This window comes from Flavobacterium album (assembly GCF_003096035.1).
Classification (GTDB): Bacteria; Bacteroidota; Bacteroidia; order Flavobacteriales; family Flavobacteriaceae; genus Flavobacterium; species Flavobacterium album.
This window is the reverse complement of sequence record NZ_CP029186.1, coordinates 3,256,089-3,280,600: the sequence shown is the minus strand read 5'-3', so window position 1 is coordinate 3,280,600 and position 24,512 is coordinate 3,256,089. Positions and strand designations below refer to the sequence as shown.

Here is a 24,512-nt window from a genome sequence, read left to right as displayed (position 1 = left end):
ATGTCCTGCAAAAGAGGAAAAGCATCTCCCAGTCCACTTGTAAAACTTCAACTCTTTGCTGATTCAGGTGGGTACTGCCAGAATCCGGAATGCAATTTACATCTGTTTCAGAACGTTGGTGACAGTGATTTCCATATAGCGGAAATGGCTCATATAATCGCTGCGAGCGGTGATGGTCCAAGAAGCTCAGTTGTTTTATCTCCTGTTGATAAGGGAAGCTTTGAAAATCTAATCCTTCTTTGCCCAAATTGCCACACCAAGATAGACAAGGCAGAAAGCGAATTTCCGGATAATTTAATAAGAAGATGGAAATCAGATCATTCATTGAAAATTAGCAGGCAGTTTGGAATAATAAGGTACAGCAGCAGATCCGAAATAAGAAAAGTAGTAATGCGGATAATGCTGGAAAATAAAGTGATTTTTGATAAGTTTGGACCCCTAACTGACGAACGCTTTAATCCAGAAAGTGAATCTCCAAAAAAATGGCGGGAGGGAATACATAAGACAATTTTGCCTAATAATAGAAAACTTGTGCAATTAGTAGATATAAATTATGAGCTTTTAAACACAGAGGAAGAATTATTGTTTGCTGAATTTAAGCAGCACGTTAGCGATTTTGAAGATAAGCATATAAACAATAACGAAATCAGTGGAGCAACTTTTCCGGTAAAAATGAATAAAATTTTTGAGTGATGATTGAAAGAAGTTTGGTTACTTGGACGCTAGATAAGATTAGGACACACGATGATGTTTCCTCAGCTGAAATCATTGAAGATGATCTGATTCTTATCAAGAGATTAAGTGGAATAGAAATTAAGGTGGGAACTTTTTCATTTAGCGAATTAAATCTTGCTAACGTGAGTGGAATTGTCAATCGTTACAAGGTTGACTTTCTGTTAAATGTTAAGTCAGAGGCAATTTACAAAGGGGAGATTTACAATTTTCTGGATGATAGGAAAATAAGCTTTGGTAGCCTCAGCGATCTTTACAGGGTAATTTCTCAAAATGAAAACTGGCCCTATCTTCACCGGGATGTCAAATTTGTACTGAGAGGCCTGCAGCAGCATTCCAAGGTCTTCAAAGTTGAAAGATTAGACAATAAAAGACTTAACATACTTAGAAATAGGAACTTATCCTCTGTAATTATAGTAGCAACAAATGACTATGAAGTAAATGCAGAATCAATACGAAAACTGAAGGACGATTTTAATGGTTTTGACGCAATTTTAGCTTCAAATCCGATCGGTAGAATCACATCGCAAGCATATTCAGTTGCAAGCATGCTGAATGTGCCACTTTATACTTGGTCCGAACTCTATTCAGAGCTAAATAAGCCATGGAAGTAAATATAATTAACGAAATTAAGACTATTGCTGAACGATACTGCGATCATAGTTTCTTTGTATTCGGCTCATATATAACTAATGGAAAGACGTACGGAGATATTGATATTTTGATCATCTACAAGACAATTGATCATATAGAGCAAATACGGAGAGATTTTCAGAAAATTAACAGCTACGAAATCTTTCATTTGATGTTTCTCAGTTACGAAGAAGAGGAAGAAATCAAATTCATAAAGAAGGTAGAGGCAGTCGATATCAGTGGCAATTGGCAACTTTAATATCCTTGATTTTTAGAAATATTGACATCGAACCAGCCATTACCGGCAAATATGGAGTGTCAGTTTAACTAGCTTTTGGTAAACTTAAAGATGTTGATGCCATCATGAAATGGCTTTAGGTAATTTTCCAGTCGGTTTTTCAAGGTATCATAAATGTATTCTAGCATGGGAAGGTCCCGGAATATGTTATCAAGGTGCGAACTGGAAGAGGAAATCACTTCATACTGGCGACCATCAATGCATACTTTCTTTTCCTTTCTAAAAATTTCAAAGGATACAACAGGCTTGTCCTGTCCCAGCATGTAGACATCAGTCCTGTTTGCCTTATTTTCGTCAAGGTCCTTGAGATAAACAAATTGGATGCCATACCCACCCCTAATGTTTTCAAGATCTAAAGGCTCTATATTCACAACGAGCCGGTCAAAGAACGAATAGAAGTCCACCTCCGGTGCAATGTTTGGAAAATATTCCGAGACGAAACGATTATAAATAGAGGGGAGGTTCCTGAAGATAGTCTCTGTAGCCTGTTTCACCTCGAAATCATTGTAGACCTGCCAGGTAAAATAGCTTTCCGCCTGAGGATATTTCTTAATAGGATAGTGGCGAGTGAGCATTTTCAATCCGACGTTCTCAAGGTGCCTGATCAAATTGTGCAGGTATTCCATATTGAAGCTGGTTGAGGTAATCTTCAAATTGGTCAGGGTAATTTCAGAATTGCCCAGGGCAAGTCTCTGCTTCAGCCTTTCGTGGACCTGTATTATTTCCTCCTCCAATACGTACCACCTGAAATGGTCGAGCTCAAAAGTAATATCCTCTTCTGGATCTTCATTTTGCAAGTACTGTTCTATAAACAATGGCAAGTGGTTATCAAGAAGATTGCGGATTTCTTGAAGAGGGTATAGCTTCTGGTCCTTATCAAAACCTGTTATTTCATCAAACCTGTCCAGGAAGGAAATGATGTATTCAATCGCGACAAATTCATTGATCGGCAGAAGCATTTCTTTGTCCACTATCTTTTTCAGATCATCGATGACATACTGATAAGCAAGCATCTTGGGCTGGTATTTGATAGGATTGGTCGTGTGATTGCTAACGCGCTTCAACAGATTCTTCAAGAGCCTGGCCTCATCGTTTGCAATATGCTTAATCTGGACATCGTTGGTCGAATAGGAGATGGGATACAGCGAGTACGCCAAGCATTTTTCTTCGTATCTGGAATAGGCAACACCTATCTTCCAGTAATCCTTATAGAAAATCTCCTTAATAATAGAAAAGTCGTGGTCCAGGAAGCGATTGTAGTAATCCAGGAACATATGAATCTCCTTGAATTCTGACTTATCCAGACCGACAGCGCGATTACTAAGTTTTTTCATCGCAGCATGTACCGTCGTGATTTCTTCAAGCTTGGTTTTTATACCCTCATAATTAATCAGCCTTGTCTTGTAATCATCGATGATGGAAACCCAGGAACCGAGATAGCCGTCCTGTTCACGCGATATGACATTCTCAAGGGGGATACTGACGCTAACCGTCTTTCCCTTGATCCTGGCTGCTAGGTCTGTGATAACTTTCCTGCTCAGGTGTAGCCAGTATGCCTTTTCATCTTTAGTATTGACAACAATCAGAAGTACCGGCATTATATTGTTTTCGCAGTAGGAAAGAAACTGGAGATCGCACTGGTACTTTGGCCGGGCATGGCTTTTTTGCGGCAAATATTTCACCTGTACTTCCAGCTTGCCTATAGGATGCTGCTGCTCTGTAACTATTTCTATATGTCCGTCAATATTGGGCACCTTATCAAGGACGCTGAGGCTGGTCTTGAGACGTTCCTTGTCGATAATATATTCCAACATTCTCACTGCCTCGATCTCAGGAGTATTTGTCTTAGGGTAGGCGGCGGGTTCCGAATTAATTATTTTTTTGGACATCTTGTACAGGTGCTAGGTCTTTGCTAAAAGGGGAATAGATAGGGACTTGATGAAATGTATATGTAAAAATAAAAAATAAAGATTACTTGGCAATAGGCTTATGGGATGAGCAGGACATTGAATCCATATATTGTTGCAATAGAGGGAAGTGTTAGCTTTGAAAGTTTATTTTTTTTAGCTTAGCATGGTTATAATTAAACATCTGTAAATGAAAATAAAAGACATCTTCCGTAAAAATTTTTACAGGCAACAATTTTTCCTGTTGTCGCGCAAGAAGCCGTTCGATTACATCTTTTTTGACTGGTCCGTTTTCTTAGTTTTGCTGCTGATTTTTTGCGTAGGATATATTTTTCTATTCCCTTATTCGTATGGCATTAATATGCCTGCTATGGAAACCCAGGCTGCATTGCTGGAATCCATATTGAGGACAATAGGCGTACTTTTTGGGATCACATTTTCATTGATAGTCTTATCGTTTAATATTTTCTACAGGTATTTTGGACGTTATGCCTTTTTGGACTTTTTTAAAAATAGAAGCGCAAAGATTTGCATAACGCTGCTCTTTGCTGCCGTAGTATTACTGTCCTATTCCGTGTACTTTATAAAAGAAGCTCCGGTTAGTAGTTCATTTAGCAATTTCATATTTTTCTTTTCGATCGTGCTTTCTATTGTAAGCTTCTTTTCGATTTTCCCATGCTTTATATTCCTGCTTAGAAATTCACAGAACAGGAAAAACATAATCAACCTTTTTAATAAGCTCAATGAAGATGTCACCGTAGCGCGTTTCATTGCAAAAATGGAGGGCGACATGCATACCTTTCACCAGAAGGATCCTATAAACATCATCAACGAGATTGGCCTGATGTCGGTAAAGGAGTCCGATTTCTATAATATAGAATTGATAACCGACACGATGGTTGACTTTTTCAGGACCAACGTCACCAATAAGGAAGAGGAAAAGTATTATGTGGATTTTAAGGATTTGTATTATAAGTTTTTTGATTCCCTCGAAAATTTCTATTTCCTGGCGCTGAAGGAAAAAAACGAATACATAGCAATTCTTGTAATGCGGACAATATTCCGTATCGAGAGGCTTGTCTTTGAAAACATTGAAAAGGAAGGTTTTGAGGAGTTTCTCGGCCATGGGGAAAAATACAGGTATTTAAATCTGAATTTCACTACAGAAAAATTTTTCAAGAAGGCATTGCAGTATGGTGAAGATGATATCTGCCAGGAAATTATAGAAGAATATAGAAGCTTCTCCAAAGCAGTTTTTGTGAAGCTTTTTCCTCCGGAGGTAAATTATACTGGATCCAACCGTTTTGATACTGCTCAGAAGTGTGAGGTTGTCTTTGAACCATTGGCAAAATTTTTAGCCTTTGCAGAGATTCTGGTACCAGCGAAGAAGCATACCCTGTTTAAAGAAATATTTAATAGTTTCTATGTTTATGAGGTCCAGGTATTGGACCTGGAAACTACGGACAGTACAAAGTGCTTTATACTTAATGTCATACATAACTACAAGAAGGAGTGCTTCCAGAAATATATAGACTTAAACGATGTGCAGCAGATATCCTATCTAAACTTCCCCTTTAAGGAGGGAGCAAACGTTTATGAGAAGATAAAGTGTAAGATTCCCCATCTGGGATTATTGGAAATGATTGACATGCTCTTCGGAAAGGGAAAACTTAATAACGTGGTGATCAACCAGGCAAAAGCCCAAATGCTGCATATGATAAGGATTGACGATGAAGTACTGATTAAGGATCTCGTCCAAAAATTTGTTGACATCTCACATAGAATAGATGTTTCCGCCAGCCTTGATAGGAAGGACTTGTATATAAAGCTGCATGAGAATCTGAGGATCGTGCAGCGGGATGCAATAGCGAAGCCGGCGACGGAAGCAGTAAGGGAAATGATTCAACTTGCCATTGCTTCATTTGATAAGTTAGAAGCATACAAGCAAGAACTGAAAAAAGTGGGCTATGTAAGCGATGCAAGAATCATTTAAGCTACAGTTTCACCTGCCTGAAGGTCAGATTAATCCGCGGCAGCATGTCCTTGGCGGACTTTGGGATATGGTGCTCCCAGAAGGTGTTGGTGGTTCCCGACATCAGAAGCAATGTGCCATGATGCAGTGGTATTTCCAGTTGCCCAATCGATTTGTCAATCTTGTGCCTGAATTTGAAGGGACGTGTCTGCCCGAAGGTAACTGAGGCAATATTGGGATTCTTTCCGATCTTGTGCTCCCTGTCGGAATGCCAGGCGACGCTGTCATTGCCGTTCCTGTACAGGTTCAGCAATACGGCATTGAATTCCAGCCCCGTCCCTGATTCGACCTTTCTTCGAAGCTCCAACAGCTCGGGAGTCCAGGGCAGGGCGCCTTCGCCGGCCTCTTCCTGCTCGCCATACCAGGCAACCATGCGCGGGGCCGTGACGATCTTATCGTACATGGGCATCTCATACCGGCGCCAGGGCGTGCTCTCGAGAAGGATCTCATAGTAGCGATCGGCTTGTTCCCTTGGGACAAAGCTGTCATGCTGCATCAGCTCCAGGCCGGGCAGGTCATGGTATTTCTTAGGCGAAGTGCCTACCGTAAAGAGTTCGATATCGTCAAAGAGTGTCATATCTGATCTATTATATTATTCTTCCACCTGCACGGCCGGCCTTTTGACCTTGCCGGGATATCTGTCGGCATAGGCATTGATCAGCTGCATAATGTAGCCATTACTTTGATAGGGGGTGACATAATCCCTGATTTCAGAAACGTCTGAAATGCCGATATCGGAGCTGATGTAGCCCATTCCATAAAAATGCCCTTTCTCTACCCAGATGCAGCTGCGTTCGTCACGGCTCCGCCCTTTATCTACGATGGCGTAACTCGGCCGGGAAGCCTCCAAAGATTCCAGGGCACCGTTCACGGCATCATTATGGATGTCCATATCCGGAAGCGCTGTAAGATCACGTGCAGGAGCAGCTTCATCTTTAGAGGTCCCATAATGGATAAACCGGTAATCAATGCTGAACTGTCCCGCCAGCTTTAGAAGCAGGTTTACCCCATCATGCAGGGAATGGAACATTTCAACATAGCGTTGGTGTTTGGCAAGCTTACCGACAGCCAGGTATTTATAGCCGTTCCGGGCTTCATATTCATACAGCCCGAACTTTGGGTCGAACTTTTTCAACGCCCTGTTATGGATGGGCCAGAGCTTTTTGATCTCACAGCATTCCAATAGCAGCGCCATGAACTCGGAGGCGCATACCTCGAAGGAAATGGCGTAGATGTCCCGGAGGAAGTTTTGCCGCTGGGGCGTGATCTTATGCCCGCTGAAATGCTGGGCCACCCGCTTCTTCAGGTTCTTGGCCTTACCCACATAGACGACCGTACGGAACTGGTTATAAAAATAATACACTCCCGTATTTTCAGGGAGGCGGTCAAAATCTTCCGGCGGCAGGTTGGGCGGAAGGCGCTGGTCCTGTGCGTTCTTTTTAATCATCTTATCGATGGTGCCCTCGCTGTCGCATTCCAGTAGCTGGCACAGTAAAATAGCCGTTGCATCAGCATCGCCACCAGCGCGGTGGGCGGCCAGCAGCGGAATATCCAATGACCTGCAGAGGTTACCCAGGCTATAAGATGGAAGCCCGGGTTTGATCTTGCGCGCAGCGCGTACCGTACACAGTTTGTTTGTGGCCGACCATTTCAAGCCCGCCCTGCCCAGTTCATGGCGTATGAACGAGTGGTCAAAGTTGACATTGTGGGCTACGAAAATCCGTCCTTCCAATAACTCGAAGACCTGCTGGGCAATATCGTCGAAAACAGGAGCGTCCCGTACCATTTCATTATTGATGCCGGTCAGGGCAAAGATGGGCAGTGGTATTTCCTTTTGCGGGTTGACCAGTGTTTCGAAGCGGTCAAGGATATCTTTGCCATCATGGATAATGATGGCAATTTCCGTAATGCGGCTGCCCGATGCATTCCCGCCTGTGGTCTCTATGTCGACTATGGCATATTCCATCTTTTTCATACTGTTTTCTTTTCATTTACGCTGTTCATCTTGTGCCTTGGCAGGTTGATCTCCTGTTCCTGCGGGTAAGGGGCGCGGTGGGTCATGGATACGTCCTCGCGGAGCCTCTGCTCGGTACGGGTGCTTTCCGCATCGGTTTCCCTGTAACGGGGATCGGCCATGAAGGGCATCTTTTCCATCTTGGATATGGTGATGGTGGGGAAGTGGTAGTCCACCTCCACGGTCCCCAGGAGCAGGTAGCAGCCACCACCCTTGAAGGGATACTCCCTGAGGCTTCCTGTAAAGTGGGCCGTGTCGAAGAATTCCCCGTTGCTGTCGATCCAGGTACCGAAATACATGGCTCCCATCTTGGTAGGCACGTGCTTGCGGGAGACCAGGTAGGCGAGCATCCTGACCTGTTTCTTGTGGTATTGTACCAGATCCCGTGCCATCACGTCGCCACGGTAGCTGGTCTTCAGCAGGTTGAACGGCGTGACTGAGACCGGGAACCCCAGGAGCTCGATCTCGTCGAAGGCATCCTCAAAGGGAGAACGTTTCAGTTCCGGCAGTTTGTATTCCCGTACAGGTTCGGGCAGCAATTGCGGCTGGCGGTGTTCGGGCTTAAAGTTCATCATGATACGCCGGGCAGTTACCAGGAGTTCGTTCTTATTTTTTCCCGTAGAGCGGAATGCGCCGATATAGATCAGCAGTTGCAGGCCCTCGATCCCGACAGGCACCCTGTTGATAAAATCCTCCAGGGAATGGTACTCTCCATTTGCCATACGCTCCTCCCAAATCCGCCTGGCGATATCCCCCTGCAAGCCCTGCAGGTGCATAAAACCCAGGTAGACATCCTTGCCGTACAAAGTGGTTTCGACTTCACTCTTGTTAACGCAAGGGTTATGTATAGCAGCTCCGGACATCCTGGCCTCGTGCACGTAGACCTCGGTGCGGTAGAACCCGCCCTGGTTGTTGATCACCGCCACCATGAACTCGACGGGATAATGCACTTTCAGGTACAGGCTCTGGTAGCTTTCCACGGCATAGGATGCCGAGTGTGCCTTGCAGAAGGAATAGCCGGCAAAGGACTCGATCTGGCGGTAGATCTCGGCGCTCAGCTGCTCGGGATGGCCCTTTGCCGCACAGGAGGCAAAGAAATTATCCTTTACCCGCTGCAGTGCTGCTTTGGAACGCCCCTTGCCACTCATAGCCCGGCGCAGTATCTCCCCATCAGCCGCTGCCAACCCGCCGTAATGCAGGGCGATCTTGATCACATCTTCCTGATAGACCATGATGCCATAGGTTTCCCCAAGCTGCTCTTCAAATACGGGGTGGAAATACTCGAACTTATCAGGATAGTTGTGCCGGAAGATGTATTCCTTCATCATCCCGCTCTGGGCCACCCCCGGGCGGATGATGGAGGAGGCCGCCACCAGGACCTTATAATTATCACATTTAAGCCTTCGCAAGAGCCCCCTCATGGCAGGGCTCTCGATATAGAAGCAGCCGATGGTATTTCCCTTGCCTAAAAAAGCGTTGCAGGAAGCCTCGTCCTTGGAAAGCGAGGTGTCACGTATGTCAACGGTAATGCCGAGGTTCTTCTTGATCAGTCTTACAGAATCGTCGATATGCCCGATGCCCCTCTGGGAGAGGATATCAAACTTGTCAAAGCCTACCTCCTCGGCCACGTGCATGTCGAACTGCACGATGGGGAAGCCCTTGGGTGGCAGCTCCAATGCCGTGAAATCGGTGATGGGGTCTTCCGATATAAGGATCCCGCAGGAATGCATGGAACGCTGGTTGGGATATTTCTCCATCATCATGCCGTAGCGGTGCACCAGCTTGACCACTTCATTCTTGTCATGACGGTCCATTGCAGTGCCGGACAAGGCATCCAGTTCCTCCTTTGGGAACCCGAATACCTTGCCCACTTCCCGGAATATGGACTTGTACTTGAATTCCACATTGGTGCCGCAGAAGGCCACATGGTCCGCGCCGTAGCGCCGGAAGACATAGTCCAGTATCACGTCGCGCTCCTTCCAGGACCAGTCGATGTCAAAATCGGGAGGGCTCTTGCGGTTCAGGTTTAGGAAGCGCTCGAAATACAGGTCCAGCTCCAGGGGGCAGATATCGGTGATGCCCAGGCAGTAGGCAATGATGCTGTTGGCCCCGCTGCCGCGCCCGATATGCAGGAACCCCATTGAATTGCTGTATCGGACAATATCCCAGGTAATCAGGAAATAGCCGCTGAATTCCAGCTGGTGTATTACAGCCAGTTCCTTTTCCACGCGCTCCCTGGCTGAGGGGTTGTTGGATCCATAGCGGCGCAGGAGTCCCTGATGGGCCAGGCTGCTTAATAATTCAAGGTCTGTATCACGGTTGGCGGTGTAATGCTTCTTGTTGCGTGGGATGCCGAACTCATATTCGAAATGGCAGTCATCGACCAGGGCAAGGGTATTCTCCAGTATGCCCGGATACTGGCCAAAGCGTGCCATGATCTGTTCCGGGGCGGCCATCGTCTCATCGGAGGCGCAATAATCGGAAGGCCTGAGCTTGCTGCCCAGTGTGTTCAGGTCAATGGCCCTTAGGATGCGGTGCAGGTTGTATTCCGCCTTGGAGCGGAAGGTGACCGGCTGGAGCAGGACCATCTTGTTGAGCCTTGCCTTCCACTCGGGGCGGATCAGCAGCGAAAGCTCCTCTGCCCGGATGCCAATGTATTCGGATTCCCCCAGCACCTCCGGCACGTTTTCGATGGGGTATATCACGAACACCCGCTTGAAATCGGGCGCGGAAGCAGGGACCGGAAGGCCTTCCAGGTTGTAGCGGGTACGGTGGCGACAGATCTCCCCGATGCCGGAACGGTCCCGGGCAATGGCAATGTAGCACAGCCTGTGCTCCTCCCGGAACTCCATGCCCACAAGGGGTTTGATGCCCGCCTCCAAGCAGGCCCTGTAGAACTCGTAGATGCCCGTGACGGTATTGATATCGGTAAGAGCCATGGCCGTAACCCCGAGGCTCTTGCCCCGGGCTACCAGGCCGGGAACGGGAATGGTGCCGTAGCGCAGGCTGTGGAAGGAATGGCAGTTGAGATACATGGCTTAGCGTATTTTGGGTTGGTGCATGCCGCTACCGCGCATCACGGCACCGGCGCCGAAGCGGTTCTTGATCCTGTCCATGGCCTGGTACAGGGACATCATCTCCTGGGTGTCCTCGAACAGGTTGATCTGGTAGGAGCCGCGCACCAGCTTGCCGAAGCGTACCCCGACAAGGCGCAGGCTCATGCGGCGCTGGTAGAGCTTCCCGAAGGATTCCAGGACGGCACTGGTAAGCACATGGTCCGAGGAGGTATAGGCCAGGGCCATCTGGCGGGTCTCGGTATCAAAATTGGAATAGCGGATCTTCACCGTCACGTTGGAGGTAAGCCAGCCCTCGCTGCGCAGCTGGTAGGCCAGCTTCTCCACCATGGACGAAAGCACCGAGCGCAGGAAGGCCAGGTCGGTGGTATCCTGGTGGAAGGTGTCCTCGGTGGACAGGGACTTGCGCTCGCGGTAGGGCTCCACGGGGGTGTTGTCGATGCCGTTGGCCTTCTTCCATAATTCGGTGCCGTTCTTGCCGATCATCTCCTGCAGCACGTTCACGGGCATCTCGGCCAGGGTCTGTATGTTGCGGATGGCGATGCGGGACAATAGCTTGAAGGTGGCGTCGCCCACCATCGGGATCTTCCGGATGGAGAGCGGGTTGAGGAACTGCCGGACCATGAGCTGGGGGATCTCCAGGTTGCCCCTGGGCTTTCCCTCCCCGGTGGCGATCTTGGATACGGTCTTGTTTACCGAGAGGGCGAAACTGATGGGCAGGCCGGTCTCATGGGTAATCAGAGAGGAGAGCTCGCTGGTCCACTTGTAGGAACCGTGGAATTTGTCCATGCCCGTGATGTCGAGGTAGAACTCGTCGATGGAGGCCTTTTCCATCACCGGGGCCTTCTCCTCGATGATCTGGGAGACGGTATTCGAATAGCGGGAAAATAATTCCATGTCGCCCTTCACCACGCGGGCCTCGGGACAGAGCCTTAGGGCCATCTTGATGGGCATGGCCGAATGCACCCCGAACCTGCGCGCCTCGTAGGAGCAGGAGGCCACCACGCCGCGGTCCCCGCCGCCCACGATCAGCGGAATCCCCTCAAGGGCAGCGTTCTGCAGTCTCACGCAGGAGACGAAGAAGGTGTCCAGGTCCATATGTACTATCGAGCGTTCCATAAATCTTTTCTTTTTGTACGGAACAAAATTAGACCAGATTGAAACAAAAATTTATATATTTGCTGTTACAAATAGCAACAATTTAGCCCATGTCTCTCTTTTCCGACAACATCAGGTATTTAAGGCTCCAAAAGAAGGTCTCGCAGGAAAAGCTCGCTGAGGACCTTCTAATCACGCGTGCGCGCTATGTGAAGTACGAGTCCGGGGCCTCTGAGGCGCCGTATGAGATCCTCAAGCGCATCGCGCACTACTACCATTACAGCATCGACGTGCTGCTCTCGGTGGATATCCGCAAGGTGGATACCGGAGGATTGATACGCCTGGAGGACAACCGGATCCTGCTGCCCATCACCGTGGACAGGGCAGGGGAGAATACCATCGAGATCATCCCCCACAAGGCAAAAGCGGGCTACCTGAACGGCTACAGCGACCCGGAGTTCATAGAGGGGCTGCAGCAGATCTCGCTGCCCTTTATCGGCAAGGGAAAGCTCAGGGCCTTCCCGATCGACGGCGATTCCATGCCCCCGCACAACGAGGGTTCCTTCGTGGTGGGCCGCTACATAGAGAACCTCGGGGAGATAAGGAACGGCAGGACCTATGTATTCCTTATGAAGGATGACGGCATCGTGTACAAGAGGCTCAGCAGCCATGAAAAAAGCAGCCTGGTGCTGAGCTCGGACAACACCTTCTACGAGCCCTACGCAGTCAGGCTTTCCGACATACTGGAGATCTGGGAATATGCGGGCAGCATCGCCACCAGGGAGTTCGAGCCGGACAGCATGGAACCGCAGAGCATAAGGGAGATGCTGATGGGCATAAAGGAAGAGATCAAGGCACTGAAAGGACTTAAGAATTAACCACCACATGAACACGACCGTACGCCTGAAAATTAAAAAGGAAGTCGATACCCCAACGGCCAGAAAGATACTGAAACTAAAAGGAAGTCTTATAGCCGGCTCCTTTACAGACATCATCCACTTTGATGATGCAGATGAAAGTAATTATATCCATTATTTTACAGTTTCATTTTCACAGAAGGAAGCTGCAATTGCGATTATTGATACTATTATTGCTAATGAAGGGCTTGAAGGAATCGTCTCAAAAATCTAATGTTTACTTTACCTTTTAAGTTAATCTTTCATGTCATGACCTGAGACGATATGAACATCAAAGGATTTCTCATAACTTCCTATCGGTTGCTTTTTTTTATTTTGGATATTAATCTCATCTGTAAAACCTAATCCATTTTGGTAATGTGCATCAAAGATTCCAGACATGCGGATATCAGTAGCAAAGTAATCTTCGGATTGGGTTGCATAATGCCTGAATTTGTGCTGTGCAATTAGGAATAGACCACACATTTCAAGCTCATCACTACAGATCAGCCTCTCATGAAAGTATTCCCTGTATTCCAGATAGTTTATGAAATTATGTGATGATGAGTTCCTTTTGATTTTTAATAATCCCAGCAGGAAGATTTCAAGATCATCAACACAGACAGACCATGGATAGAGAGCATCCTGCTCTTTAGATAGTAATTCTGAAAGATTGGTTTGTATGCCTCCGTATTTGTGCTGGGTTACAATTATGGAATACCAGTTGCGGATTTTTCCAGGCTTGACCTCCCAGAGCAATTTATTGTTTTTTTCGTCATAGATTTCAAAATTATTTCCAATCTCAAGTGCATTCTCCATTCTCTTGCACTGGTCGTATGCCTTTTGAATGCCGCCCTTGAAGTCCGATTTGATTTTATCAAAGGCCTTAATTGGTTCCCGCATTGGCGCTCGGAATTTGAAATCTTTAATTTCTATGATAAGGGCGATATCTTTATAGAGGATCAGAAGATCCTGTTCAGCACGATTGCTCTTGTCGAAATAGAAGGTCTGATAGTAGGAGGCATTTGACTTAAAAAAGTTCCTGAATATTTGAAGCGTTTTTTCTTCAAGGGCTTTATTCTTTGCCTTGAGATACTTGTTGCTTTTGGTGGTTGCCAGCCATGCATTGATACGGTTGTAGAATGCTTCAATAAGTAGCTTAAAAGGAGGTATAAGATACTCATCAGCATTAAGTGAAATTATCGGAGTGGATAAATATTGCCTTTCATCAGCATAATATACGGTCTTTCCGACCAGTATATTTTCATCAAACAGAAGAAATTTGATCAGGTCATCAATGGTCTTTGCCGATAAGGTAGTATTAGTTACTTCTTGGGCAGTATGTATAAACCAGCTTCCCGGCTTCATTACAAATTCTACTAATGTCTGCACTTCCGGAACATTTACCCAATCTTTGGGATCTGTTAGCCCCTGCGCAATAAGCCTGGAGGTAAGTTCCTCCCAGCCATAGGAAGCACTATTTTGTGTTTTTTCAGCCTTTTCCCTGCAAAGGTTACCGGCATGGTGACAGAACGTAACTATATCGCTTACGGTAAACCCGAACTGAGATTTTATATCAGTATCGAATTTCTCAAAATTATTTCTTAGCCTGCCTAATGTCTGCTCATCATAGGATAGCTGGGCATTGGAGTAGAAATCAAAGAAGGACTTCATGGAAACGCTGACTTTCTCGAGATCAAAGTCTGACTCATTTGTTGGAAAGCCTATTTCTCCAAAATAAGTCATCTCGGTTTCCATCAGCAGTTCTGTCAGCCTTGTCCACTCGTTTTCATCTGGCATTGCTTTGCCTTGTGAATGGACAGTTGAAAAATATACATCAATTACATAGGCGAACTGCTTCAAAGGAGACATCAGGTTCTTGTACATATCAGTCGTATGCCTTAGCCCTATCATATTCATCATCTGCATCACAAATGGTAAGAATTTACCCTTTTCTGTATCCTTTACTATCGCGAGTAAATCGTCATAAATTTCCTCCTGTGTCCTCCTGTTATCCTTATATTTTAGCAGTAAATTATAATTATCATATAGCTCTTTTGGCACCGTACGTCTATTTTCCATCTTAGGTCTTATTTTAGGCTAAAATAAGAGATATCCATTTGATAAGTAAACTTTTACCAAGACAATTGTCGCATCTTATTAGAAATGAATTCTACTTATTGAATTCAAAATTTACTGTGGCATCGTTACTAAGAATTAGACAGGCATCAAATCTTTTACCCGATTTGCTCTCCATGCCTGTAATCAGGGATGTTCTCCCATTGGTAATCAAATTTATAATTTCCCCAACAGGGATCTGGATCTTGCAGACCATCCTGAATTGGATCCATCCGCAGGTACCGCCGGGGCACTTGACAATTCTGTTGGTTAAGATCAGGTTATGCGCCTTGCATTTTGGGCACAGTAGCTCAGGATATTCCTCTCCCACGTGTGCAATCTTCAAAAGTTCCGAAGTAACGGATCTCGCATGTTCCTCTATATCCTTTTGGAAAGCTTCTGGGCTGGCCTCGCCGGTCTCTATAGCCTTCAGGGAGAGTTCCCACTGGGCAGTCATTGCCGGATCGGCAATCTTCATTTCCTGTACCCATTCAAATACCTTAAGCCCTTTTGTCGTGGGCAGCAGGCATTTTTTCTCTTTCCTGATATATTCCCTGTCTAGCAGGGTCTCAATGATGGTCGCCCTGGTGGCGGGTGTTCCCAATCCCGTAGCAGGGATGGAAGGATCATCGGGCAGCTTCCCGGCAGTTTCCATGGCCTGCAAAAGGGATGCCTCATCATAGAGTGGAGGAGGGGTTGTCTTCTTTTCAAGGACCAATGCACCGCCAATTTTCAATTCGTCGCCCTCCCTGAGCATCGGCAGGTCCACCATCTCCTCATCCGCTTCCGACTGGCTGCCCCTGACCGCGCGCCAGCCGGGCTGGACGATCCTGCTTCCGCGGACAAAGAAATCATGATGATGGACTTCCAGCCCGACGGCATGCGCCTGTTTCTGGCAGGGCTCGCACAGCGCCTCAAGCAGCCTTACGGCAATCATGTCGTATATCGCATTTTCCTTTGCAGTGAGGGCGGAGGGTATCCTGTCGGTTATGAGCAGGCCGTGGTGGTCGGTCACCTTGAGGTCGTTTACGATGCGCTTGTTGAAGCGCCCGTAATTCATCCTGCCTGCCATGGCACGGCATGAAGGCTTTTCCGCCAGGAGCCGAACCAATGAAGGAAGCTCCGGCCATAGGTCTTCCGTGATATGGCAGCTCGCAGTCCTGGGATAGGTGATGAAACGCTTCTCATAGAGTGCCTGTGCTATGTCCAGGGTTTCTGCGGCCGAGAGGCCGAGTGTCCTGTTGGCCTGCTTCTGCAGCCCGGTCAGGTCATAGAGCAGGGGGGGCTGCTCCGTAACATTCCTTATTTCCACGGATTTCACCAGGGCCTTCCCGTCGCGCTCGATAAGTCTTAGCGCGGTGGCTGCCTCTTTGCGGTCTTCCCATCTTTTTACCGAGATGCTGCTGAAATCCACATAGTCCTTCCTGTGCTGCAGCCTGAGTTGCCAGTAGCAGGTGCTTTTGAAGTCGCCGTGTTCCTGAAAGCGGCGGCAGATCATGGCCAGGACCGGGGTCTGGACGCGTCCCAGCGAATAGGTGCCCTGGCCGGCACGTAGCGAGAGTGCCTGTGAGGCATTGATGCCGATGATCCAGTCGGCCCGGCTGCGTTGCATTGCAGACTGGTAGAGCCTGTCAAATTCCTGGCCTGGCCTGAGGTTTTCCATCCCGCTGCGGATGGCCTTCTCGGTCAGCGAGCTGATCCATAGCCGCTCGAAGGGCTTGGCGCATCCAAGGTACTGGTAGATGTAGCGGAAGATCAGTTCCCCTTCCCGGCCCGCGTCGGTAGCCACGATGATGCTCTTGCACTCGCCAATTGCCTTTTTTATAATCTTCAGCTGGGAGAGCGCCGACGGGTCAGCCTCGTAGCCCTTGGACTTCTTTATCTTGCGAGGTGTGAGCAGGAAGGGCTGGGGCAGGATGGGCAAGGAAGCCTCCCTGAACCCATCGATCCCGTAATCCTGCGGCATGGCCAGGGCGACCAGGTGCCCGAAGGCCCAGGTCACCAGGTAGCCGTTTCCGGATAGGTAGCCGTCCCTTTTTTCCACTGCACCGACAATGGCGGCAATTTCCCTTGCCACGCTCGGTTTTTCTGCGATGATTGCCTTCATATCATAACATTTGGGTTACATCTTTCTTCCCTTGCGGGCAGGCGCCTGCTGTTCTTGCTGGTCCTGCTGTTGTCTTGTCTCGGGTTCCTGCTGGCGCTGGTTCAGCGGTTCCTTCAGGTTCTTGGTTGCCTCGTTGGTCTTGCCTTCCGAGTTGACCGCTACCTGGGTCTTGCTCGCTTCGGACGGGCTGGCCTTCTGCGCGGCATTGTCGGGATTCTGGAAGGAGAATCCGGTCTTGCCAGTTTCCTTGTTGAAGGTAATGTAGCCGTTGTATTCCTTGCCCTGCCTGTCGACAAGGCCGGCCATGTAGACCGTCTGGCCTTCCCTGAACTTGCCGTACTGTTCCTCGGTTAGCTCCCTGCCCCTGAAGTTCCTTGGCGCTTCCGTGTCCTGGGATGCCTTCTGCTCCTGCGTCCTTGCGCCATTCCTGTCGAATTGGAACTCGACATAGCGCTTGTCGGCATTGAATTGTACCGTGGCATCAAAGGGTTCTCCCTTTTTGGATATCATGCCTTCAAGATAGAGGGGCTTTCCTTCCAGCAGTTCCTGCTTCTGGGCCTCGTCCAGCCTGATGCCCTTGATCTCGTCGGGTATCCTTACCCATTCGGTGCGGCAGACCACCAGCTCGTTGGTCATCCTGTCCACGCTTATCAGCGAGGGATGGTACTGCGCGTCCTTCTGGCTGTACAGCTCGACGACCCTTCCCATGTTTCCGGATGAAAGCAGGTTCTGCCTGTCCTGGTCGGTAAACTCATGCCCGAAGAAGGGGTAGTTCATGTTGGGCTCCTTGCGGATGCCGTGCATCGCCACTACAATCTCGCCCGAATCGTTGGGCTGCAGCGAGAGCCTGGCGTCCATCCTTACCACTGCAGTTCCAAGGGTAAGGGTCAGGGGCACCAGCTCATTGGTCTTGTATCCCTTGAGCAGGGGTTCCAGTAGGTTCATCCTTTCAAGCCTGTCCCTGTCTAGTCCCATCGAGGACAATGCCTCCCAGTTTACCTGTTCGGGCCTGTAGCGCAATTCGCCAGCTTCTGTAGTTCTTTCTGTTGCTTCCATAGTATCCTGATTTAATTTATTTTCTGTGTTTAGGTCCGGTATCCTGATCTCATTGAGCGGCATCAGCCGGGAAGCCCTGTCAAGCACCCGGCCCAGCACTGCCGCCATTTCAATGGCCGTCTTCTTTGGGACGATGAACAGGGAGAAGCGCGTGGGGTTGTGCATCTGGTTCATGAAATTGGAGAAGAAGTTGGAAAACAGGTCCCCGCCGCGGTCCAGGGTGATGAACCTTCCGCTGTTTTTCCTCAGGGGGCTTACCGTCTCCATGAGGCCTTCGGGGCTTATCCCGCTTACGGCCCTTACACTTTTCTCCTGCTTGTCCATTACCAGCAGGGTTTCGCTTTGGTCATCCTTGCCGGCATTCCTGTGGTCTGTTGCTGCCATGCGCATTTCATTTTTTAGTTTGCTAATGTATCATCGCCAAATGGTCCGGGGAGGTGCGTGTCGCGCCGTGGCGCGCTTTGTCATTCCCCTGCGTCACTGCGCGATGCGCTGAAGCCGTCGCGGATGAACTGGTGCACGTCGGAAAGCTTGTAGTATATCTTGCCGCTTATGGTATAGTAGGGAAGCTTCCCGCCGGAGCGGTAGCGCTGCAGGGAGCGGGTACTGATCTTGAGCATCTGCAGCAGGTCCTGGTTGTCCAGCAGTTCCTCGCCGTCTATGGCATTGCGCTGTTGCGAGGCCTTGGCGATGTTCTCGCCGATGATGTCAAAGCGGTCCATGATCCGTTCCATCCATGCAATAAATTCGTTCCTGTCAATATTCATGATCGTGAGATTTTAAGTTATTCCCGCAAAATTCCGCAACGTCCCCGACAGGATCTGCCAAGCCCTGCCAATGGGCTGGTGATTTTTAACAAAAAAAAGGCAGCACCGGAGTGCTGCCCTTGTAGAGAGTGCCTTTTGTCAGAGTTCCTTGTCCATGTAGTCTTCCAGGGACGACTTCAGCTGGTCGATGAACAGCGTCCGCTTTCCGGCCCTGTCCTTCATGCGGTGGAAGGCGTGGTGGATATCACCCAGGGGAGTGCGGAACACGGACTGGAAGACCATGCTGACCCTTCGTAGCCCTACCTTGCCGTTTGATATTGCCCCCGAGGTATGCAGGGCATAGATAAGCTCGATCAGCGCATTCTTGGTGCCTGTCCAGCAGATATCCCCTGATCCTGCGCCGTCCTCCACGTTTTCTTTTGGACTTGCCTTTGCAAGCAGGTAGCCGTACAGCAGGTCGGTGGCAATGATGCGCGCCGCCTTGTAGTCGTAGTAGGTGGAGAAGCGCGGGTCGCTCTCGAACAGGAAGCTGTTGAGCCCCACGGGCTGTCCTATGTTGCCCAGCCGGAAATAGGCCTCATCCCTGTCGGTCTGCCCCGAGCGGTAGTAGGTGTAGAACTCCGAGTCGGAAAGGTGCTCCATGGACTCCGCCTTGAGGCGCCGGAGCTGCTCCGCAAAAAACTTGCGGTACATCTTGCCCAGCCGGAACGGGCAGGCAATCTCGATCCTGTAGACCTTGTTGTAGAAGATGAGCCTCCCGAGCACCTGGGGCTTGACCTTCCTGAAGAACTCTATCTCCTGCCGGGGGTCTTCGAACCCCTTGCGGAAAATATGCTCCTTGAGCTCCGTGAGCGCATCACGCAGGAAGGCGGCCATCATGTAGGACTGCCGGATGCTGTCTGGCCCGTCAAGGGCGACCTCCTGTTCCTTGGAGCTGACCTTTGTGAGCATATCCTTGTAAAATGCAGATTGTACCATTTCATGTTGTTTTCGGTTTCATCGATCTGTAGATTAACTGCCCGCACGGTAACGCAGGGGAGTGGTGCCTGAAAGCCTCCTGAAGAAGCGGATGAAGACCGCAGGATGGCTGAAGTGCAGGATGTCGCTGACTTCAGCGATATTGAACCCGGGATCCCCCAGTAGCACCCTTGCCTCCGAAAACAAGATGGATTCCAGGCAGCCTTTGGCAGTCAGGCCGAGTGCGGCCTTCACGGTCCTGTTAAGGTGGCCCGGCGTGATGTTTAGGGCATCTGCGTAATACGCGACGGAGTGGTACCGGCGTATGTTCTTGCCTGCCAGCAACAGGAATGCAGGGGCAGGACCAAAGGCATGCGTATCCTGACCGCCATCCGAAGCGGCACGGGTATCTGATGCCAGGCTTATGGCAAGGGCAAGTATGCCTGAAAGGAATGCTTCCCTTTTCCCGTATCTTTCCTCGCAGGCACATAACAGTGCTATTTCCATCAGCATGGACATAATGGAAAGCCTATCTTGCTGCAACGATACGGTCCTTCCGCGGAGTAGGGCCAGCATTGCCAGACTGCCCGAAGAAAAGCCAGTATAAGGCGTATCAATCACTATTGCCGTATAGTCAGATCCATGAAGGTCATACTTCTGGCTTGCACATGCGGCTATAAAATCATGCTTGCGTATGGTAAGATAGGAACCATCTGCCTGCAGCTCAAGGCTGCCGGCAAGTACCAGAACGGCCAGCAGCCGCGCTGTGCCACCGTTCGGAACCTTCTGGGACCTGCTGTTTGGTCCGGAGAAGCTGTAAACGTCAGTGCAGTGAATTTGTGGCATCGGGCAGGTGGTATTTAGAATTTAGCGCCTTCAGTGCGGTTCGGCCTTTCATAGTAGGTGCAGATAACAGCGACCAGGCAGGCTGCAAGATTCGCTGCGGCTATTGCCAGGAGCAGCAGGGCCTGGATCCTGTACTGTGAAGAAGTGATGCCTCCATTACCGTGGTAGCGCACCATCTCATCAACTGAAAGGAGCTCGCTGACCAGGACAATTCCGAGCGCATTTAGAAAAAGCAGCAGCAGGGATGCGACAATCCTGGTCCTCATTTTACTGCTGCCCTTCCTTTTCATGGCCTAGTGGGCTTGAAGATTATGGTGCTGCATGATCCCTGCCATCAGGCTGAGGCGCAGGGCAAGTTCAGGCTGCCCCAGCGCGCCCCTTGAGGCGGCCACGATATTGCCCACAGAGGTCTCCCAGTCCTTGTCCTTTCTTTCCTTTCCATAAAGGACCGATGCCTCTGCTATGGACATCGTGGTCAGCAGCACGTCCCTGTCGAAGGCCGTGAACTCAGGACTGTCGGCAATATCCGACAGCGCGTCCCTGACCAGTTCGAGCTGTGCTTCCGCGCCCTGTGCCGGCAGGGAGAAATCCTGAAGGAACTGTGTGAGGTAGGCCGCTGCGACATAGGAAAGCCCCGACTCTGCAATGGTAGACTTGTGGAAGGACATGGGGTCGCTGATGATACCGGCAACCAGCGCGGTACAGCCGGAGCCCCCGCAGCCGGGAACGGCAAGTCCATGTGCCTGCATCACCACAGCAACCGTGGCATCGATATCGGCAAGGGTGGAGGGTGGCGGCATGTTGCGGGACAAGCAGTCGTCCAGCAGGAGGTTGTGCGCAAGGCCTATCGCAGACAGGCTGTGGGATGTTCCGCCCACTGCCAGGGACTTCTTTTCGGCATGTGCTGCCGTAATGGCTGCCGGTTCCGCTTCTGGAAGATCGTCCGAGCATGACATAATGGTTGCGGCCATAATCGGCAGCATGGCTATAGGAAATATTCTTTTCATGATTTAGGTTTAAATGTTACTGATTCCTCTCTCAGTCCATTTACCCGGGTAAGCTGAATCTGATGGCCACGATGGCCCGTTTCGCTTTTGAATTCCCGACAAAGCTAAATGCATGGGAATTGGCCTACAACACGACTGCTGTGGGTTTCCATAATATCGCCTATGGATTTTCGCAAAATCCATAGGCATGCCGTATGTTAATTTTTTAATTACTACCCAGTTAATGAGTATATTTGGTTAACCCCAACCATACAGAAAAACCCCATTTCACTACTGCGCCCCGAGAAACCTTACCTACTAGTAGCTCCATAAATGGTACTAAAAAATATACCTACCGCCTTCTTTTTCCTGCTTGCGGCACTGTCCCATGCGGCAGCTCCCCTGACGGGTAACGACAGCCTCTCCAGAGAGTCCTTTGACAGCCTTTTTGACAAGATCGAGAAGCATAACAAGGATGCGCCGCGCAGGGAGGCCTACCTGAAGGCCTTCCTGGAAAAAGCCAAACAGGAGCAGAACTGGGATGAGATAGTCTACGGATACAAGAACTATATCCACTACAGGGAAGGGGAGATTAAGATCGCCTATGCCGACAGCATGGTATGTGCCGCCCTGCAGTCGCGCAGCGACAAGCTGATCGGCAGCGCCTACCTTTCCCGTGGTATTGCCTATTACGGGCTCAAGCGCCATAACGAGGCACTGGACAATTACCTGGAGGCCGACCGCTACATATCCGCAACAGGCGATGAGTATCTAAAGAACAAGACCAGCTACAACATCGCCCATCTCAAGTACTACCTCGGCTTCTATGAGGAGGCCATACTGCTTTTCGAAAAATGCAGGACTTTTTTCAGGGCCACCAACACCAGGGCATACCTCAATACGCTGCATTCCCTTGCCCTGTGCCATAACATGATGGGCGACTACGGCAGGTGCGCCAGCTACGTACGGCTCGGGCTTGAGGAGGCGGGGCGGCTCGGCAACCATGAGATGGATGCCTATTTCCGGCATACCTCGGGCGTCAACAATTATTTCCTGCGGAACTATGCGACCGCCATATCGCAGATCAAGTCATCGCTTCCGGCAATCATTGAGAACAAGGACTTCGGCAACATATCGGTGGGGCACTTCTACATCGGCAAGAGCTACTGGGCCCAAAGGAAAGAGGCACTGGGCCTGGGGCACTTCAAGAAGGTGGACAGGATATTCCAGGACATGGGCTACATGAGGCCCGACCTGAGGGAAAACTACGAGCTGCTGATCCGCCACTACAAGAAGGAGGACAATTCAAAGGTGGCGCTTTTCTATGTCGACCAGCTGCTGAAGGCCGACAGCGTGATTAAATCCACCCAGTCCTATCTGTTCGGGCGCATACACAAGGAATACGACACCAAGGAGCTCCTGGCCGAACGCGCAGCGATACATTCCAGGCTGGACCGCCAGAAACGCAATGAGACGCTTTTCATCGTCATCCTTTCCGGAATTGCCGTCGTTGCCGTAATTGCCGTTGTCCGCTACAGACGGCAGCGAATGGACTGGCAGGAGAAATTCGAGCGGCTCATGAAAGACAATGACGGGCAGGCGAGGAATCCTAGGGTGCGTGAAAACAGGGAACCTTCGGATATGAGCCGTGGATCGCAGGAGAAGCTCGTGTTCCAGCTCGAGAAATGGGAACGGGACAGGAAATTCCTTGAGCGGGACCTGAGCCTGGCAAGGCTCGCCTCGGCCTTCAGGACCAACACGACCTATCTTTCAGGAGTCATTGCCCAGGAGAGGGACAAGAAATTTACCGAATATATCAACGACCTGAAAATAGATTATATCACGGAAGAGCTCAAGCTTTCCAGAAAACTGAGGGAATACAACAATGGTGGGCTTGCCGAGGAGTGCGGCTTTAGCAGCACGCAGCGCTTTGTCAATGCCTTCAAGGCCCGCAATGGGATCTCGCCGACCTTCTTTGTGGAGGCGCTCAAAAAAAAGCTGGAGGAAGAGGAACAAAATGGATAACGGCAGCTAGAAGCGGCCGAGGTCCCTGCGTATGCGGTCGAGCAGTTCGCCGAAAGGCGGCTGTCCATTATAGTAGAGTGCAGCAGTAGCCTGGTACTGCGCCTGATAATCGGCGCGCAGCCCTGCATCGTCAAGCAGGAATGCCTGGTTTTCGGAAAGGGGAGCCTCGAGATCCTGTTTTGGGAAACGTGCCAGCTTATGGGCGTGGTAATCTTCCGTGCCTATGAATTCGCCCACGGCAGGATAATCCAGCAGGCAGGCCAGGTCGTAGTATTGACGCAGCAGGTTGGGACGCAATATCCCGTCTGCCTGGAACTGCCTGAATTTGGTAGCCACTGTCTGGAGCTTCTCCACGAAGGTAAATCCGGGATGGTAGCAGGCGATATCTACAGCCCTGTTGTCTATAATCGAAATGCCCAAAGTTGCTGCTGCCCGGTCGTATGCCCAGGAGGAGATGCTCACCTGGGTATTCGGGGTCACCGTGTCGAAGCCCGCTTCAAGGAGTATGCCGTCCTTCAGTCCCTCAATACCCTCTCCATGTGCCTCATAGGCAAGCCGGATACCACCGCTACGGTAGTACCGCGTGTCGTCAAAGGCCGTATCGCGTTCCACCGAAACAATCCCATCGATTGCTATCTCGCCGGCAAGCCAGTCGTAATATCCCAATCGGGAATCGACATGCCCCTTCTTTACCTTTTTCGGATCGACCGCTACGGCATGGCCATCGGGAGGAAGTATGCGGATATCGATATCCTCGGAGAAGCGGTGGATGATGCCATAGCCCTTGGACAGGGACGTACCGCCCTTGAGTTCAAAGGAAAAGCCCTGCTTTTTCAGTCCGTAGAGCACGTGCATGATCCAGTAGTCCTTCTCGATAAGCTGCGAAAGTATGCCGGTCTCCCTTGAGAGTATGGATAACAGTTCAGGAAAATCCTTGTGCTGGTGCAGGTAGATATCAGCCATGGT

At 49.6% G+C, this 24,512-nt stretch carries 21 protein-coding genes; 7 read left to right on the top strand and 14 right to left on the bottom strand.

What is annotated here, in order from left to right; genetic code table 11:
• Both HYN59_RS14965 and HYN59_RS14960 read left to right on the top strand, forming a co-directional pair.
• Window positions 1-693, top strand: a complete 693-nt coding sequence (locus tag HYN59_RS14965) for an HNH endonuclease (RefSeq protein WP_108779051.1) — start codon at window positions 1-3, stop codon at window positions 691-693.
• Window positions 693-1,346, top strand: coding sequence for a hypothetical protein (locus HYN59_RS14960; RefSeq protein ID WP_108779050.1), 654 nt, complete (start codon window positions 693-695; stop codon window positions 1,344-1,346). The genes HYN59_RS14965 and HYN59_RS14960 overlap by 1 nt, the downstream gene beginning before the upstream one ends.
• Before the next feature lie 346 nt (window positions 1,347-1,692).
• On the opposite strand, the gene HYN59_RS14950 is transcribed toward HYN59_RS14960, so the two are convergent.
• On the bottom strand, window positions 1,693-3,552 hold the full coding sequence (locus HYN59_RS14950) for a DUF4365 domain-containing protein (RefSeq protein ID WP_108779048.1): 1,860 nt from the start codon (window positions 3,550-3,552) through the stop codon (window positions 1,693-1,695).
• 388 nt (window positions 3,553-3,940) lie between these two features.
• On the opposite strand from HYN59_RS14950, the gene HYN59_RS14945 reads away from it, so the two are divergent.
• Entirely contained in the window at window positions 3,941-5,563 is a 1,623-nt protein-coding gene (locus tag HYN59_RS14945; RefSeq protein WP_146185957.1) for an MFS transporter, read from the top strand.
• Window position 5,564: 1 nt separating this feature from the next.
• Here HYN59_RS14945 and HYN59_RS14940 read toward each other — a convergent pair whose 3' ends face one another.
• From HYN59_RS14940 to dinB, 4 genes are read right to left on the bottom strand one after another with little or no spacing between them, the layout of a single operon-like run.
• Window positions 5,565-6,179, bottom strand: coding sequence for an alpha-ketoglutarate-dependent dioxygenase AlkB family protein (locus HYN59_RS14940; RefSeq protein WP_108779046.1), 615 nt, complete (start codon window positions 6,177-6,179; stop codon window positions 5,565-5,567).
• Between the two features lie 15 nt (window positions 6,180-6,194).
• Window positions 6,195-7,577 (bottom strand): exonuclease domain-containing protein, encoded by a 1,383-nt coding sequence (locus HYN59_RS14935; protein WP_108779045.1) that lies wholly within the window; start codon window positions 7,575-7,577, stop codon window positions 6,195-6,197.
• The gene (locus HYN59_RS14930; RefSeq protein ID WP_108779044.1) at window positions 7,574-10,651 is read right to left on the bottom strand and encodes a DNA polymerase III subunit alpha; all 3,078 of its coding nucleotides are present in this window, start codon (window positions 10,649-10,651) and stop codon (window positions 7,574-7,576) included. Before HYN59_RS14930 ends, HYN59_RS14935 begins: the two co-directional genes overlap by 4 nt.
• 3 nt (window positions 10,652-10,654) lie before the next feature.
• Window positions 10,655-11,809, bottom strand: coding sequence for a DNA polymerase IV (dinB, locus tag HYN59_RS14925; protein WP_108779043.1), 1,155 nt, complete (start codon window positions 11,807-11,809; stop codon window positions 10,655-10,657).
• Between the two features lie 89 nt (window positions 11,810-11,898).
• On the opposite strand from dinB, the gene HYN59_RS14920 reads away from it, so the two are divergent.
• Together HYN59_RS14920 and HYN59_RS14915 are read left to right on the top strand one after the other, a co-directional pair.
• Entirely contained in the window at window positions 11,899-12,666 is a 768-nt protein-coding gene (locus tag HYN59_RS14920; RefSeq protein ID WP_108779042.1) for an XRE family transcriptional regulator, read from the top strand.
• Window positions 12,667-12,673: 7 nt separating this feature from the next.
• The gene (locus HYN59_RS14915) at window positions 12,674-12,919 is read left to right on the top strand and encodes a hypothetical protein (protein WP_108779041.1); all 246 of its coding nucleotides are present in this window, start codon (window positions 12,674-12,676) and stop codon (window positions 12,917-12,919) included.
• A 20-nt stretch (window positions 12,920-12,939) separates the two neighbouring features.
• Here the strand turns inward: HYN59_RS14915 and HYN59_RS14910 are convergent, their stop codons facing one another.
• From HYN59_RS14910 to HYN59_RS14875, 8 genes are all read right to left on the bottom strand, one after another.
• Window positions 12,940-14,766 (bottom strand): hypothetical protein, encoded by a 1,827-nt coding sequence (locus tag HYN59_RS14910; RefSeq protein WP_108779040.1) that lies wholly within the window; start codon window positions 14,764-14,766, stop codon window positions 12,940-12,942.
• Window positions 14,767-14,857: 91 nt separating this feature from the next.
• A complete protein-coding gene (locus HYN59_RS14905; RefSeq protein ID WP_108779039.1) occupies window positions 14,858-16,909 on the bottom strand; it encodes a type IA DNA topoisomerase in 2,052 nt (683 codons plus the stop codon).
• A 15-nt stretch (window positions 16,910-16,924) separates the two neighbouring features.
• The gene (locus HYN59_RS14900) at window positions 16,925-18,349 is read right to left on the bottom strand and encodes a DUF3945 domain-containing protein (protein ID WP_108779761.1); all 1,425 of its coding nucleotides are present in this window, start codon (window positions 18,347-18,349) and stop codon (window positions 16,925-16,927) included.
• 80 nt (window positions 18,350-18,429) lie between these two features.
• Window positions 18,430-18,732: a helix-turn-helix domain-containing protein gene (locus tag HYN59_RS14895; protein WP_108779038.1), complete on the bottom strand. Its 303-nt coding sequence runs from the start codon at window positions 18,730-18,732 to the stop codon at window positions 18,430-18,432.
• A 138-nt stretch (window positions 18,733-18,870) separates the two neighbouring features.
• Entirely contained in the window at window positions 18,871-19,710 is an 840-nt protein-coding gene (locus tag HYN59_RS14890; protein WP_108779037.1) for an RteC domain-containing protein, read from the bottom strand.
• 33 nt (window positions 19,711-19,743) lie between these two features.
• The gene (locus HYN59_RS14885) at window positions 19,744-20,535 is read right to left on the bottom strand and encodes a helix-turn-helix domain-containing protein (protein WP_108779036.1); all 792 of its coding nucleotides are present in this window, start codon (window positions 20,533-20,535) and stop codon (window positions 19,744-19,746) included.
• A gap of 14 nt (window positions 20,536-20,549) precedes the next feature.
• Complete coding sequence (locus HYN59_RS14880; RefSeq protein WP_108779035.1) at window positions 20,550-20,825, bottom strand: hypothetical protein; 276 nt, start codon at window positions 20,823-20,825, stop codon at window positions 20,550-20,552.
• A 3-nt stretch (window positions 20,826-20,828) separates the two neighbouring features.
• On the bottom strand, window positions 20,829-21,542 hold the full coding sequence (locus HYN59_RS14875) for a hypothetical protein (protein ID WP_108779034.1): 714 nt from the start codon (window positions 21,540-21,542) through the stop codon (window positions 20,829-20,831).
• A 62-nt stretch (window positions 21,543-21,604) separates the two neighbouring features.
• Here HYN59_RS14875 and HYN59_RS18380 point away from each other — a divergent pair, with 62 nt between their 5' ends.
• Both HYN59_RS18380 and HYN59_RS14870 read left to right on the top strand, forming a co-directional pair.
• Window positions 21,605-21,727 (top strand): hypothetical protein, encoded by a 123-nt coding sequence (locus HYN59_RS18380; protein WP_281261170.1) that lies wholly within the window; start codon window positions 21,605-21,607, stop codon window positions 21,725-21,727.
• A gap of 127 nt (window positions 21,728-21,854) precedes the next feature.
• Window positions 21,855-23,546 carry an AraC family transcriptional regulator gene (locus HYN59_RS14870; protein WP_108779033.1) on the top strand — a complete coding sequence of 564 codons (1,692 nt, stop codon included), beginning with the start codon at window positions 21,855-21,857 and terminating at the stop codon, window positions 23,544-23,546.
• Between the two features lie 6 nt (window positions 23,547-23,552).
• Here the strand turns inward: HYN59_RS14870 and HYN59_RS14865 are convergent, their stop codons facing one another.
• Window positions 23,553-24,509 carry a nucleotidyl transferase AbiEii/AbiGii toxin family protein gene (locus tag HYN59_RS14865; RefSeq protein ID WP_108779032.1) on the bottom strand — a complete coding sequence of 319 codons (957 nt, stop codon included), beginning with the start codon at window positions 24,507-24,509 and terminating at the stop codon, window positions 23,553-23,555.
• Window positions 24,510-24,512 lie beyond the last annotated feature (3 nt).

Coding starts and splice junctions, on each gene's coding strand:
- HYN59_RS14965 (WP_108779051.1), top strand. CDS start 1: ATGTCCTGCAAAAGAGGAAAAGCATCTCCCAGTCCACTTGTAAAACTT.
- HYN59_RS14960 (WP_108779050.1), top strand. CDS start 693: ATGATTGAAAGAAGTTTGGTTACTTGGACGCTAGATAAGATTAGGACA.
- HYN59_RS14950 (WP_108779048.1), bottom strand. CDS start 3,552: ATGTCCAAAAAAATAATTAATTCGGAACCCGCCGCCTACCCTAAGACA.
- HYN59_RS14945 (WP_146185957.1), top strand. CDS start 3,941: ATGGAAACCCAGGCTGCATTGCTGGAATCCATATTGAGGACAATAGGC.
- HYN59_RS14940 (WP_108779046.1), bottom strand. CDS start 6,179: ATGACACTCTTTGACGATATCGAACTCTTTACGGTAGGCACTTCGCCT.
- HYN59_RS14935 (WP_108779045.1), bottom strand. CDS start 7,577: ATGAAAAAGATGGAATATGCCATAGTCGACATAGAGACCACAGGCGGG.
- HYN59_RS14930 (WP_108779044.1), bottom strand. CDS start 10,651: ATGTATCTCAACTGCCATTCCTTCCACAGCCTGCGCTACGGCACCATT.
- dinB (WP_108779043.1), bottom strand. CDS start 11,809: ATGGAACGCTCGATAGTACATATGGACCTGGACACCTTCTTCGTCTCC.
- HYN59_RS14920 (WP_108779042.1), top strand. CDS start 11,899: ATGTCTCTCTTTTCCGACAACATCAGGTATTTAAGGCTCCAAAAGAAG.
- HYN59_RS14915 (WP_108779041.1), top strand. CDS start 12,674: ATGAACACGACCGTACGCCTGAAAATTAAAAAGGAAGTCGATACCCCA.
- HYN59_RS14910 (WP_108779040.1), bottom strand. CDS start 14,766: ATGGAAAATAGACGTACGGTGCCAAAAGAGCTATATGATAATTATAAT.
- HYN59_RS14905 (WP_108779039.1), bottom strand. CDS start 16,909: ATGAAGGCAATCATCGCAGAAAAACCGAGCGTGGCAAGGGAAATTGCC.
- HYN59_RS14900 (WP_108779761.1), bottom strand. CDS start 18,349: ATGGCAGCAACAGACCACAGGAATGCCGGCAAGGATGACCAAAGCGAA.
- HYN59_RS14895 (WP_108779038.1), bottom strand. CDS start 18,732: ATGAATATTGACAGGAACGAATTTATTGCATGGATGGAACGGATCATG.
- HYN59_RS14890 (WP_108779037.1), bottom strand. CDS start 19,710: ATGGTACAATCTGCATTTTACAAGGATATGCTCACAAAGGTCAGCTCC.
- HYN59_RS14885 (WP_108779036.1), bottom strand. CDS start 20,535: ATGCCACAAATTCACTGCACTGACGTTTACAGCTTCTCCGGACCAAAC.
- HYN59_RS14880 (WP_108779035.1), bottom strand. CDS start 20,825: ATGAAAAGGAAGGGCAGCAGTAAAATGAGGACCAGGATTGTCGCATCC.
- HYN59_RS14875 (WP_108779034.1), bottom strand. CDS start 21,542: ATGAAAAGAATATTTCCTATAGCCATGCTGCCGATTATGGCCGCAACC.
- HYN59_RS18380 (WP_281261170.1), top strand. CDS start 21,605: ATGGCCACGATGGCCCGTTTCGCTTTTGAATTCCCGACAAAGCTAAAT.
- HYN59_RS14870 (WP_108779033.1), top strand. CDS start 21,855: ATGGTACTAAAAAATATACCTACCGCCTTCTTTTTCCTGCTTGCGGCA.
- HYN59_RS14865 (WP_108779032.1), bottom strand. CDS start 24,509: ATGGCTGATATCTACCTGCACCAGCACAAGGATTTTCCTGAACTGTTA.